The following is a 12,025-nucleotide window of genomic DNA, read 5'->3' as shown; positions in this document are numbered from 1 at the left end:
TATGCAGGCTTCCGCATGGAGGTGTTGCAAACCCAAACCTCATCCGGATCCAAGGAGGCATTATGCTCGCCAAGGAAGATATCGACGACCTGCTCCAGCGCAACGGAAACGTCGTTGCCACCGATGGAGACAAGATCGGATCCATCGGCCAGGTCTACGCGGACGACGACAATGGCCAGCCCACGTGGGTCACGGTGAAGACCGGACTGTTCGGCACTTCCGAATCCTTCGTCCCGCTGGAGGGCGCCCGCATCGAAGGCGGCGACATCGTCATCCCGTACACCAAGGACCAGGTCAAAGACGCCCCCCGGGTGGACACGGACGGGCACCTCGAGCCTTCCGAAGAGGACCGGCTCTACGCCCACTACGGACTAGGCGGCGGGGCTCTGACCTATACGGAGGCGACGACCGGCCGGGACACGGACTATGACGGGACTGGCCGCGACGCGGGGGTTGCCGCCGCCGGACGTGCGCGGCTGCGCAAATATGTAACCACCGAGAACGTGACCCAGACCGTTCCGGTGCAGCGTGAAGAGCTCCGGATCGAACGGGAACCCATCACGGACGACGTGACCGTGGATGAGGAAGTACGCAAGGAACGCATCGAAACCGACGGTGACGACGGCAGTCGGCGGTAGCAAACAAGCGGAAGTCAGGGACAGGACCCCGCCCTGGTCCTGACTTCCACTCTCATATTTTTGCTCTGCACGTCCCGACCCAGGAAGGCATCACGGATGAGCCGCGATCCTGAACCGAACCTCCGGGGCAGCTATCGGCTTCTGGTCGCGGCGGCCCGGCTGGTTCAGCGCCGCCAGGATGAAGCGCTGGCGCCGCTGGGCCTGACGCGCGCCGCAGTTATCGCCCTGGAGGCTGTCGCCCCCCGCCCGCTAAACCAGGAACAGCTCGCCGCGAAAGTGCACGTCCAAAGCCAGACCCTCGGCAGAGTCCTGGCCCGGCTGGAATCCCAAGGGCTCGTGACCAGAACCCGGAACGAGACGGACCGTCGCCAACTCCAGGTCGAACTGACGGAGGCGGGACAGGCGGCCCTGGAAGCGGCCCGTAACGCGGAGAATAACGCCTTTCCGGCGGCCATGGATGTCGAGGGCTGGGAGATCCTCCAGCAGCAATTGGCCAGATTTGTTGACTCCTTCCAAGGCCCACCACCGGACCCGCAGACCAGCCCAGGACAACCGGGCCCGCCGGTGGAGCGTACGCTTGAAACGACCCACCACCGGCGGTTCACGCCGGGGCAGGATCCAGCGGGGTCGGAAAGCACTGATGGTTACTGAACACCAGGATCCTCCCGCAACCGGGGTGGGTGCAGGGAAATTACGCTAGGCCCTGTCGTTGGCGGCCAGGACACTGGCGATCCTCATCGTCAACGCGGCGGCCGGGAGTGCTGGTCATCGCCGCCCGCCGGCTCCACCTGACGAGCTGGAAGCGCCGGACTACCGCCCCTGCAGAGCCAACTTCGGCAGGTAGCCAGCCTCTTGCACACGATCGGGCAGGCTCCTACGATAGGTCTACTCGGGGCAGTATTCGAAGGGTCAGTCCTGCGGGTAGAGGGGGCCGCCATGAAGCAACGATCAAGACGGATCGCACTCGCGGCCACCGTGGCTGGCCTCTTGCTGCTGCCCATCGGTGCTGGGCCGGCGGCGGCGGCACCGACCGGCTGCTGGACCAATGATGGCGTCTGGTTCCCTTACGCCACCGCTCACTGTTCCGGGGGAACGGGTGCCTACCAAGTCTGGGCCACGTGCATGCAGAATTTCTGGCCCTACAACGCGGCGTTCGTCGAAAGTGACTGGAAGCGGGCGGGGAGTCATGAGACGGCATGGGTGTGGTGCCCAGCCGGTAATAGGGTGCTGACCTACGGCGTGGGCCTCAGAAGCTAAACGAGCCGAAGACTTTCTCGCGCAGGGTGCCCGGCGCGTACTCAGTCTGGGCCAGTCCGCCGCGCCGGAAACCGGTGCTGAGAATTGCGGCCCTCAACCGCGGACCATGGTGTACGTTTGCTTCCGGTCAGCACAAACCTAGGAATGAGAGTCACCTCAGTGGCAACCGATTACGACGGAGCCCGATCCGGCGTCAAGGAATCGCGGGACCAGCGCACCAGTGTCGTCCATGGAGGGTTCGAGTAGTCCGTGCTCCGTCTGAAACGCCTTGCAGTTTTCGGCCTGTTCGTATTCTGCGTGATCACCGGGTTCTTATTCTGGGCGCTCCCTCTGTCCGGTGCGGAGACCCGCGGGGCCCTGCCTCCACCGCCGCAGGCGGAGGCGACACTCGAAATGCTGTCGACCGACAGCACCTCCGCGGTGAGCATTACCCGGAGCGCGGACGCGCAGTGGCTCATCCGGGCTGCGGCGCAAACCGGCATCCCTGCCCGCGCGCTGAAGGCCTACGTGACTGCGGCCGTCGCGGCCAACGTTTCCGCTCCGACCTGCGGGATCGGCTGGAATACGGTGGCGGCCATCGGCTTCATCGAATCCGGCCACGGAACTCACGGCGGCGGACACCTGACAACCACCGGGCAGGCGAGCGGGCCGATCATCGGCCCCAGCCTCAACGGCGATGGTTTCGCCGCCATCGCTGACACGGACGCGGGTGCCTTGGACGGTGACGCCCTCTGGGACCGCGCCGTCGGACCGATGCAGTTCATTCCGTCCACTTGGCAGTACGCGGGGCGGGACGGGAACGGCGACGGAGCAGCCGACCCCTCTAACATCGACGACGCCGCGCTGAGTGCCGCCTCGTACCTGTGCGCCCACGGCCGTCACCTCACGACCGCAAGGGGCTGGAACGACGCCATCTACTCCTACAACCAGTCTGAGTCCTACCTCAACCAGGTCCGCGAGCAGGCAAAGGCCTACGCTGGACAGTCTGGCGCTGCAGGCTAACTCCTCGACCGGCTCACTTTTTGGGGATTGGGTCAGGCCCTTGGCGGCATTCGCGGCAGGAAGACGTGTGGGGAAATCCTTTACCGCGACGCTTGGTTTTCCGTTGGGGCGGCTCATCAGATATTTACAGGGTTTCCGCAAGAGACTTGCGAGATGTTTGCCGTGGGCTGAGAGGCAGCCCTGACGATCTGATGGAGGCTGGTTCATCAGGCGATGCAAATGAACGGGGAACACTGGTTGTGACACGGAAAAAGAGCATGTCCGGGATGGGTAGCAGGGCCGCTGCCATCACGGTTTGGGCGGCGGCCGGTGTACTGATCATCCCGGCATCAGCGGCCATCGCGGCACCAGCGCCTGGATTCACTGAATTGGTGAGTGTCAGCGGCACCGGAACCCAGGGCGACAGCGATAGCGAACGGCCCTCGGTCAGCGCGGACGGTCGTTATGTGGCTTTCACCTCCAGAGCCGGGAACCTCGTTCCGGATGACACCAACGGCGGCCTGTCATCCCTGACCGCCGGATACGACACCTTCGTCCGGGATCGGCTGACCGGAACTACCGAACGCGTCAGCGTTTCCAGCGCCGGACGGCAGGGCGACGGCGACAGCGGCGTCCTAAATGGAATGGGCGGCCCATCCATCAGCGCGGATGGCAGGTATGTGGCGTTTGACTCGGAGTCCACCAACCTGGTCAAGGGAGACACCAACAATACCGCGGACGTCTTTGTGCACGACCGCGTCACCAAGGTGACCACACGCGTAAGCGTTGCGAGCGGCGGCGCCCAGGCCGGCGGCGGTGAAAATCCGGACATTAGTGCCGACGGCAGGTACGTGGCGTTCTATTCCTACGCTGAGGACCTTGTTCCGTCCGACACCAATTTCGCTGCAGATATCTTCGTTCATGACCGTCAGGCCTCGGTCACCGAACGCATCAGCCAAACTCCCGAGGGTTCCGACGCCAACGGCGGATCGTATTTCACCCCACAGCTGAGTGAAGACGGAAGCTTTGTCTACTTCTCCTCCTTCGCCTCAAACCTGGTGCCCGGTGCGGAGGCGGACACCGACGACGTCGACGCGTTCTTGTACAACCGCGGAACCGGCGTTATGTCCGCTGTCACAACCGGGCGCGGCAATCCGTTTTCGTTCGTCACCCTGCACGGCCTCGCCAACGGGATCAGCAACAACGGCCGGTTTCTCACTTTCACTACCAAGGACGACGGCTTCATCAGCCCGGACACCAACGGCTTCAATGAGGACGCTTGGCACGTCGATACCGCCACCGGTGAGTACACGCTCGTCAGCGTGAACGACACAGGCGAGCAGGGTGATGAATTGACGTTTGCGGGAGACGTGAGCGATGACGGCCGGTACGTGGCGCTCGTATCCCGCGCCACCAATTTCGGCGGCCCCGAGGACTTCCGCGAAAACATATATCTGCGCGACATTGCGGAGGGGACAACCGAGATTGTCAGCGTGTCCAGTGACGGCACCTTCGGCGACGGTAACAGCCTGTTTCCGTCAATGACCCCCAGTGGCCAGGTCATAGCCTTCGATTCGCAGTCGTCACTCGTGCCCGACGACGGGAATACTTTCAGGGATGCCTTTGTCCGGGACATGAGACTCGCTTCTGATATCGCCCTAACAATGACGGACTCGCCGGACCCGGTCCTGGCCCGCGGCCAGGTCACCTACACGGTCACGCTTCAGAACCACGGCCCGGGCGGCGCATCCGGCCTCAGCATGACAGACACCCTGCCCGACGCCATCTTCGTCTCGGCATCGTCCAGCCAAGGTTCCTGCCAGCGTGAAGGCAGCGGCAAGAGCGGCGGCATACTGACCTGTGACCTCGGATCGCTGGCGGCATCCGGAACGGCCACAGTGACCATCGTCGTCAACCCGGCGAAAGCCGGAACCATCTCCAACACCGCAACCGCGCGCGCCAACCAACCGGACCCTGACAGCGCGAACAACACGGCCACGGAAACGACAACCGTGATTTCCGCCAAATGACACCCCGTTAGCCGATTCCCGACGATCGTTAAATAACGGGTGGTGATCCAGCGCGGCGACTCGTCCAAGGAGCGCATGCGAAAAAGTGCCATCGCGGAGATGAAAAACCAGGTGAAGTTCGTGGCCACGGACGGCCATGCTTCGTGGAATGAGCCATTGACAATGAAGGCACAAGAACCAAGGAGATTCGCGGTCTGGAAGCCCTGACGCGAAGGCGATGAGTTGTAGCGGAGGGAGAGGCCGGGGACTATCTCACGCGTACCACCATGGTGATCCCGGTTACACAGTGGGACATTAGTAGACATCGAGTAATTCACCGGATCTTAAGGAGGCTTTCGATGTCATCCTCGGCGCAGGTCCCTGCGGGCAGTGCAGCATCTCCCCCGGAGGCGAGGAAGAAGAAGGACAGGACCCACGTTCTCTATGTGACGGTGATCGCAGCCGTCGTGCTGGGCGCTGTGCTCGGTCTGGTGGCGCCGGGCTTTGCACAGGCGCTGAAGCCGTTGGGCGACGGTTTCATTGCGCTGATCAAGATGATGATCGCCCCGATCATCTTCTGCACCATCGTGCTGGGCGTCGGGTCGATCGCCAAGGCGGCCACCGTGGGCAAAGTTGGCGGTCTGGCGCTCGGCTACTTTATGCTAATGTCCACTTTCGCACTGGCCATCGGGCTCATTGTCGGCAACCTCGTTCAGCCGGGTGAAGGGCTCAACCTCCAGGGCGGCACCTTCGAAGCCGGAGGCGGTGACGGGGAGGCCGCGGGAACCACCGAGTTTATCTTGGGCATCATCCCGACCACGCTGCTGTCTTCGCTGACCTCCGCCAGCATCCTTCAGACGCTGTTTGTGGCGCTGCTGGTCGGTTTCGCCCTCCAGCGGATGGGCAGGTCGGGTGTGCCGATCCTAAAAGCGATTGGTTCCGTCCAGACGCTCGTGTTCCGGATCCTGGCTATGATCATGTGGCTGGCGCCCATCGGTGCTTTCGGCGCCATCGCCGCCGTCGTCGGGCAGACTGGCATCCAGGCGATTATCAGTCTGGCGACCCTCATGGTCGCCTTCTACATCACCTGCATTGTCTTCATCGTCGTGGTGTTGGGGAGTCTGTTGAAGTTCGTCACCGGGGTCAATATCTTCCGGTTGATGAGGTATCTGGCCCGTGAATATCTGCTCATTTTCTCCACTTCATCCTCCGAGGTGGCGCTGCCGCGGCTGATCGCCAAGATGGAGCATCTGGGTATCGCGAAGCCGGTGGTCGGTATCACGGTGCCGACGGGGTATTCCTTCAACCTGGACGGCACGGCCATTTACTTGACCATGGCCTCGTTGTTCGTTGCGGAAGCTCTGGGCACGCCGTTGTCCATCGGTGAGCAGATTTCGCTGCTGGTGTTCATGATCATTGCCTCCAAGGGCGCCGCTGGGGTCACCGGGGCTGGACTGGCCACCCTGGCCGGTGGTCTGCAGTCGCACCGGCCAGACCTGGTGGAGGGTGTGGGACTGATCGTGGGGATCGACCGGTTTATGTCCGAGGCCCGGGCGCTGACCAATTTCACCGGCAACGCCGTGGCCACGGTGCTGATCGGCACCTGGACCCGGGAAATTGACAAAGACCAGGTGGAGCAGGTCCTGTCCGGTGCCTTCCCGTTCGACGAAGTCACGATGGACGAAGACCATGGCTATGAGGGTCCTCCGGAAGGCGTCCGGGAACACGAGGAGCACGAACGGGAGGCTGCCGGTGCGGCGGCGCCGCGCAAGGAGGAACGATGAAAGAACGGCCGCGCGTGACGGTGTGGTCATCGCGAGTGGACACAACGAACGAGTCCAAAACGGGGACCCCATCGCGCACGGGGAAATGTCCGCACTTCGTGCGGCCGGCCGGCAGAAGAGTTACCGGGACATCCCGGGAGTAACTCACCGGCTATGGACAGGTCTGGATGTTTCCACGGTCTTCCCAGTAGTGGCCGGTACAGGGGCGAAGCGAGATGCAGCCGAACGCAGGATTTTATCTCGCCTTGGCGGCCACTCCCCTGTTCGCCATCTAGTTGTATTAACCACAGACGTTAGTGACGGTCGGCGTGGTGTGGTGACATGAAGAAGACCTCCGAGTGGAGTGGGGCTTGTCTAGAGTCCAATTCCACAAACGGAGGTCTTCAATGTCCCACCCTAATGCTTTTCTCGCCCGCAGGGGACGGATCGAGCTGGCAAAGTGCATTGTCGAGGACGGCTGGCCGTTACGTCGGGCTGCAGAACGTTTTCAGGTCTCCGTCCCGACCGCGGCGCGCTGGGCCAGCCGCTACCGGGAGCTGGGCGAAGACGGCATGGAGGACCTCTCCAGCCGGCCGTCCCGGTCCCCGCGCCGCACTCCTGCCCGGCGGGAACGACGAATCATCGCGCTGCGGGTCAACCGCCGCTGGGGGCCGGCGAGGATCGGTTACCTGCTCGGTATCCACCCGTCCACCGTGCACAAGGTCCTCTCCCGGTACCGGCTTGCCAGGCTGTCGTGGCTGGACCGGGCCACGGGCAGGGTGATCCGCCGCTACGAGCACCAGAACCCCGGGGACATGGTCCACGTGGACATCAAGAAACTCGGCCGGATTCCTGACGGCGGCGGACACCGCGTGACCGGCCGGGCCGCGGGGAACCGGAACAAGACCGGCACAAACGCCAACCGCAGGCCCGGCTACGCTTACCTGCATAACGCAGTCGATGACCACTCCCGCTTTGCCTACACCGAGATCCTCTCTGACGAGAAGAAAAAAACCGCCGCCGGCTTCTGGGAACGGGCAAACGCTGCCTTCAACGCCGCCGGGATCACGGTGAGCCGGGTCTTGACAGATAACGGCTCCTGCTACCGCTCCCGCGTCTTCGCCCAGGCTCTCGGTGCGGACATCAAGCACAAACGCACGCGCCCCTATCGCCCCCAGACCAACGGAAAGGTTGAGCGGTTCAACCGCACCATGCTCGACGAATGGGCCTACGCGAAGCCCTACGCATCAGAGGCCGAGCGTGTTGCCGCTTTCCCCGCCTGGTTGCACCACTACAATCACAACCGAGGCCACACCTCACTCAAGGGTCAACCACCCGCCAGCCGTGTCACCAACCTCCGTGGGTAATACATCTAGTTGACGGAAGATCCGCTATCGGTTGAGTCGCGACGATGCATGGGAGAGTGGCTTGCCTGCGGGGAGCCGCGGCTGGTGAACTTCAGCCTCGGAGGTACTGGCGCAGGCCGGGAACGGCGAAGTTCACCTTCCCGTATCCGGCTGATTCGATCAGGCCCGCTGCTATGAGCCGGACTTGGGAGCAGATCACCAAGCTCGAAACGGGAAGCTTCGGGACTCAGGCGGGCCTAGGCCGAGTTGCTGGCACTCCGGCAGCCAGGCGTCGTCGGCGCAACCCCCGCTGGTTTCTGCACGTTCTGCGGCTGTGATTGAGTTGGTCCATGCCATTTCGCTGGGCCGGCCGGGCCACCCAGACACTTTCCGCGGCTGCCCTCAGCGCATTGCTGCTGGCCAGCGCCGGGAAACACTTCCGGGAACCGGAGTTCTTCAGCCCGATGGTGCCGGACTTCCTGTGCCGGGACGACTCCGGCGAGCGAGCCAACGGTCCGTTTGCCATGCTGTCCCGGGAGGAATGGGTAGCCGCGAGCGGTCTGCTCGAAGTCGGCTGCGCCGTCGGACTCCTGATTCCGGCCACGCGCCACGCGGCGGCCGGCTGCGCCGCCGCCATCTTCACACTGTTCGTGGCAGGGCACGTCGACGCCCTGCGGATCTCGGCCCCGGGACGGCGGCGGTGAAGCTCCTGCAGTCCCCGGCGGTGCGGGTGGGGCTGTCTATCAGCATTGCCACCGGTCTTTATGGCGTGTCCTTTGGTGCCTTGTCGGTCACCTCGGGGCTGGACTTCTGGCAGACCATGGCGCTGAGCCTGCTGCTCTTCAGCGGCGGCTCGCAGTTCGCTTTCATCGGCGTGGTGGCCGGAGGCGGCTCCGGCGTCGCCGCGATGGGGGCCGCCACGTTGCTGGGTATGCGTAACGGGATCTACGGGATGCAGATCAACGCCCTGCTTCGGCCGCGCGGCTGGCTCAGGTTCGCTGCTGCCCACGTGACGATCGACGAGTCCACCGCCACCAGCACCGGACAGACGGATCCACTAGAGCAGAAGCGCGGTTTCTGGACTGCCGGCGTCGGCATCTTTCTCCTCTGGAACCTGTTCACCGCCGTCGGCGCGCTCGCGGGGGCCGCTTTGGGGGACCCCAAGCAGTGGGGTCTCGACGGCGCTGCGGTGGCGGCGTTCCTGGGCCTGCTCTGGCCGCGGCTGAAGGGCCGCGAACCGGTGGCGATCGCCGTCGTATGTGCCCTGGCCACCGTGCTGGCCGTCCCGTTCGTGCCCGCCGGGGTGCCGATCCTGGTGGCCGCCGTCGTGGCGGCCGGAATCGGCTGGCTGAGCCATGGCCGCAGTGACGAAGGCCTGGAACCCGACGTGGACCCCTATACCGGGCATCACCCTGCCCATCCTTCATCCCGCACTTCCGGAGACACCCGATGAACCTGTGGCTCTGGCTGCTGCTGGCCTGCCTGCTGGGCTACGCCTGGAAACTGCTGGGCTACCTCGTCCCCGCCAGCCTGCTCCGCGATCCGCGCATGTCCCGGATTGCCGGCACCATGACCATCGGCCTGCTGGCGTCCCTGACCATCGTGAACGCCATGGCGTCGGGTCAGTCGTTGGCGCTGGATGCCCGCCTGGGGGCGCTGGGAGCGGCCGGTGTCGCCTTGTGTTTCCGGGCGCCGTTCCTCGTGGTGGTGCTGGCAGGGGCAGGCGCCGCCGCCGGACTGCGGTTGCTGGGCTGGAACTGACTTTCGCAACCGGCTCGGCCGCAATTTTGAGGCGAAGATTCCGGCCGGCGTCGTCCTCTTCTGACGGTCCTCGTCCGTTGGCGGCCGGACGTCAGGTGGAAGCATTCCCGCCCTGCCGCGGGGCGCCCAGCCCGGCAAGCCGGAGAATGAGGAGCAGCCCGCCGACGACCGCGGCGATCATGTCCCAAGGCATCGGCGCTAGCCGAGGATGGCGTCGAAGGCGGTGCCGGGCAACGGCGACTGTGGCGGCAGGGGCCGGTCGGGCCGGTCGGTGCGGATGGCGTCCTCCACCAGGGCGACGGGCCGGCGCCAGGCGTCCGATCCGGCCTCCATGGTGTCCACGGCGCCGATCAGCATGGCGAGCAGCCGGATCAGGTCGGTCATGGAAATGTCGCTGCGGAGGGATCCCTGGCCCTGGCCCCGCCCCAGCAGCACGGCCACGGATTCGAACAGTTCACCGGTGATGCCGGTCAGCAGCCCGCGCCGGCCGGCGACGGCGCCGAGCAGGTTGGCTTCCTCGCTGGCGACGCCCATCACTGCATTGATCACGCGGAAGAGGCCGTCCGCCGCATCCGGGCCGGCCAGGGCATCGTCGATGACAGGGTCAACCAGGCGCCGGAGCTGCCGGTTCAGCGCCGCGAGCACCAGTTCTTCCTTGTCCGCGAAATTGCGGAACAGCGTGGCCGGGCCGACGCCTGCCGTGACTGCGATGGTCTGGAGCGGGACTTCCGGCCCGTGCTCGCGGAAACAGGTCCGGGCCGCAGTGATGATCTTGTCCACGTTCCGCGCCGCGTCAGCGCGGAGCGGCCTGCCTTCTACTGCCCGGTTCATTTGCCTAGGGTAGCAACGCGAGGGTTGAGTAAAGGTGATACTGGCCGGTAACAGCCAAGATGACGGTTTCCGTGCCCAACCGGGCTCCCCCCCCGGCACCCGGCGGCCCTGGACAACATGGCAGACTGGAGCCATGTTGCTCGCATTCTCTGTCGCACCCTCAGGCCGGCCCATGACCACGGCGGACACATCGTCTGCCGCGCCCTCAGTCCCCTCTGCCGCGGCAGACGAAGCCTCGGTCCACGACGCCGTCGCGGAGGCGGTGCGGATCGTCCGGGAGTCCGGGCTGCCCAACCATACCGACTCCATGTTCACCACCATCGAGGGCGAGTGGGACGAAGTCTTCGCGGTGGTTAAGCGCGCCACGGAGGCCGTGGGCCGTTACGGCAGCCGGGTCTCGCTGGTGATCAAGGCGGACATCCGACCGGGCTACGCGGGGGAACTGACGGGCAAGCTGGAACGACTGGAAATGGCGATCGGCGACGCCGCGGCAACCGACCAGGGCTAAAGCCAGGCCACGCAGACGCTAGCCCCGCCGGCGCGACCGCCCGACGCGACCGCCCGGAAGCTACCCCGCGGACGCTAGCCCCGCCGACGCGGCCTCCTGATGTGACCGCCCGGACGCTACCGCCCGGAGTGGCGAACTGTAAGACTGGGGCATGATCGAGCATCAGACCACACCACGCTGGACCGCCGTCGAGGACTTCGTGACCGAACTCGTGGTCCGTCCGGACGGCTCCCTCGAACGCGCCGTGACGAGCGCCCTTGAAGCGGGCATGCCGCCCATTGAAGTCGCGCCCAATGCGGGCAAGCTGCTCAAGCTGCTGGTCCAGCTCTCCGGTTCCCGCCGCGTGCTGGAGATCGGCACCCTGGCCGGGTTCAGCACCATCTGGATGGCACAGGGCCTGCCCGACGGCGGCAGGCTGGTCAGCTGCGAATACCTGCCCAGGCATGCCGAGGTGGCCCGCGCAAACCTCGACGAAGCCGGATTTGGCTCCAAGGTGGAGGTTAGGGTCGGTGCCGCGCTGGACACGCTGCAGGCGCTCCAGGATGAAGGTGCCGAGCCGTTCGACTTCGTCTTCATCGACGCGGACAAGGAAAACAATGCCCACTATCTGGACTGGGCCATCCGACTCGGCAGGCCCGGCACCACGGTGGTGATGGACAACGTGGTCTGGGAAGGCGCGCTGCTGGACGCTGACCTCGATCCCGTCAACGCGCCGGGCATCATCAGCGCGTTGACGATGATGGGCGAGGATCCGAGGCTGGACGGGACCGTCATCCAGACCGTGGGCTCGAAAGGCTGGGACGGCTTCGCCCTGGCGCTGGTCCGCTAGGCGGACTGTCCCCCCGATTTGCGCCGCCGGCAGCCGCGTGTGGTTCCCCGGCGCCCAGCCCACAGCGAAGTGTTCAGTATGCTCGGATTTACTGCGGGCCGC

Annotated in this window: 12 protein-coding genes and 1 pseudogene; 12 read left to right on the top strand and 1 reads right to left on the bottom strand. The window is 64.9% G+C overall.

The annotated features are described in order from the left end of the window. Positions 1–62 precede the first annotated feature (62 nt). The 10 genes and pseudogenes from QFZ69_RS19405 to QFZ69_RS19360 all read left to right on the top strand — a co-directional run bounded on the left by QFZ69_RS19405 (position 63) and on the right by QFZ69_RS19360 (position 9,755). A complete protein-coding gene (locus QFZ69_RS19405) occupies positions 63–638 on the top strand; it encodes a DUF2382 domain-containing protein (protein WP_306913688.1) in 576 nt (191 codons plus the stop codon). A 96-nt stretch (positions 639–734) separates the two neighbouring features. After that, positions 735–1,289 (top strand): MarR family winged helix-turn-helix transcriptional regulator, encoded by a 555-nt coding sequence (locus QFZ69_RS19400; RefSeq protein WP_306913686.1) that lies wholly within the window; start codon positions 735–737, stop codon positions 1,287–1,289. A 999-nt stretch (positions 1,290–2,288) separates the two neighbouring features. Further along, positions 2,289–2,897 carry a lytic transglycosylase domain-containing protein gene (locus QFZ69_RS19395; RefSeq protein ID WP_306913685.1) on the top strand — a complete coding sequence of 203 codons (609 nt, stop codon included), beginning with the start codon at positions 2,289–2,291 and terminating at the stop codon, positions 2,895–2,897. 257 nt (positions 2,898–3,154) lie between these two features. After that, positions 3,155–4,906, top strand: a complete 1,752-nt coding sequence (locus QFZ69_RS19390; RefSeq protein ID WP_307000345.1) for a hypothetical protein — start codon at positions 3,155–3,157, stop codon at positions 4,904–4,906. A gap of 338 nt (positions 4,907–5,244) precedes the next feature. Continuing rightward, a complete protein-coding gene (locus tag QFZ69_RS19385) occupies positions 5,245–6,669 on the top strand; it encodes a cation:dicarboxylate symporter family transporter (RefSeq protein ID WP_306913684.1) in 1,425 nt (474 codons plus the stop codon). Between the two features lie 10 nt (positions 6,670–6,679). Next, positions 6,680–6,799, top strand: a pseudogene (locus QFZ69_RS19380) (nucleoside deaminase); the annotation flags it as partial. A 256-nt stretch (positions 6,800–7,055) separates the two neighbouring features. Further along, positions 7,056–8,015, top strand: coding sequence for an IS481 family transposase (locus tag QFZ69_RS19375; protein WP_306913683.1), 960 nt, complete (start codon positions 7,056–7,058; stop codon positions 8,013–8,015). A gap of 329 nt (positions 8,016–8,344) precedes the next feature. Continuing rightward, entirely contained in the window at positions 8,345–8,698 is a 354-nt protein-coding gene (locus tag QFZ69_RS19370; protein WP_306913682.1) for a hypothetical protein, read from the top strand. Next, on the top strand, positions 8,695–9,447 hold the full coding sequence (locus QFZ69_RS19365) for an AzlC family ABC transporter permease (protein ID WP_306913681.1): 753 nt from the start codon (positions 8,695–8,697) through the stop codon (positions 9,445–9,447). The genes QFZ69_RS19370 and QFZ69_RS19365 overlap by 4 nt, the downstream gene beginning before the upstream one ends. After that, the gene (locus QFZ69_RS19360) at positions 9,444–9,755 is read left to right on the top strand and encodes an AzlD domain-containing protein (protein ID WP_306913680.1); all 312 of its coding nucleotides are present in this window, start codon (positions 9,444–9,446) and stop codon (positions 9,753–9,755) included. Before QFZ69_RS19365 ends, QFZ69_RS19360 begins: the two co-directional genes overlap by 4 nt. A gap of 198 nt (positions 9,756–9,953) precedes the next feature. Here QFZ69_RS19360 and QFZ69_RS19355 read toward each other — a convergent pair whose 3' ends face one another. Further along, complete coding sequence (locus QFZ69_RS19355) at positions 9,954–10,586, bottom strand: TetR/AcrR family transcriptional regulator (protein WP_306913678.1); 633 nt, start codon at positions 10,584–10,586, stop codon at positions 9,954–9,956. 133 nt (positions 10,587–10,719) lie between these two features. Here QFZ69_RS19355 and QFZ69_RS19350 point away from each other — a divergent pair, with 133 nt between their 5' ends. Together QFZ69_RS19350 and QFZ69_RS19345 are read left to right on the top strand one after the other, a co-directional pair. Further along, positions 10,720–11,094 (top strand): thiamine-binding protein, encoded by a 375-nt coding sequence (locus QFZ69_RS19350; protein WP_306913676.1) that lies wholly within the window; start codon positions 10,720–10,722, stop codon positions 11,092–11,094. A gap of 151 nt (positions 11,095–11,245) precedes the next feature. After that, complete coding sequence (locus QFZ69_RS19345; RefSeq protein ID WP_306913675.1) at positions 11,246–11,923, top strand: O-methyltransferase; 678 nt, start codon at positions 11,246–11,248, stop codon at positions 11,921–11,923. The last annotated feature ends 102 nt before the right edge of the window (positions 11,924–12,025 follow it).

This window comes from Arthrobacter sp. V1I7, assembly GCF_030817015.1.
GTDB lineage: Bacteria > Actinomycetota > Actinomycetes > Actinomycetales > Micrococcaceae > Arthrobacter.
The sequence above is the reverse complement of the archived record's forward strand: the minus strand, read 5'-3'. Positions and strand labels throughout refer to the sequence as shown.

Bases quoted from the DNA above. Each gene is read 5' to 3' on its own strand.
- QFZ69_RS19405 (WP_306913688.1), top strand. From the start codon at position 63: ATGCTCGCCAAGGAAGATATCGACGACCTGCTCCAGCGCAACGGAAAC.
- QFZ69_RS19400 (WP_306913686.1), top strand. From the start codon at position 735: ATGAGCCGCGATCCTGAACCGAACCTCCGGGGCAGCTATCGGCTTCTG.
- QFZ69_RS19395 (WP_306913685.1), top strand. From the start codon at position 2,289: ATGCTGTCGACCGACAGCACCTCCGCGGTGAGCATTACCCGGAGCGCG.
- QFZ69_RS19390 (WP_307000345.1), top strand. From the start codon at position 3,155: ATGTCCGGGATGGGTAGCAGGGCCGCTGCCATCACGGTTTGGGCGGCG.
- QFZ69_RS19385 (WP_306913684.1), top strand. From the start codon at position 5,245: ATGTCATCCTCGGCGCAGGTCCCTGCGGGCAGTGCAGCATCTCCCCCG.
- QFZ69_RS19375 (WP_306913683.1), top strand. From the start codon at position 7,056: ATGTCCCACCCTAATGCTTTTCTCGCCCGCAGGGGACGGATCGAGCTG.
- QFZ69_RS19370 (WP_306913682.1), top strand. From the start codon at position 8,345: ATGCCATTTCGCTGGGCCGGCCGGGCCACCCAGACACTTTCCGCGGCT.
- QFZ69_RS19360 (WP_306913680.1), top strand. From the start codon at position 9,444: ATGAACCTGTGGCTCTGGCTGCTGCTGGCCTGCCTGCTGGGCTACGCC.
- QFZ69_RS19355 (WP_306913678.1), bottom strand. From the start codon at position 10,586: ATGAACCGGGCAGTAGAAGGCAGGCCGCTCCGCGCTGACGCGGCGCGG.
- QFZ69_RS19350 (WP_306913676.1), top strand. From the start codon at position 10,720: ATGTTGCTCGCATTCTCTGTCGCACCCTCAGGCCGGCCCATGACCACG.
- QFZ69_RS19345 (WP_306913675.1), top strand. From the start codon at position 11,246: ATGATCGAGCATCAGACCACACCACGCTGGACCGCCGTCGAGGACTTC.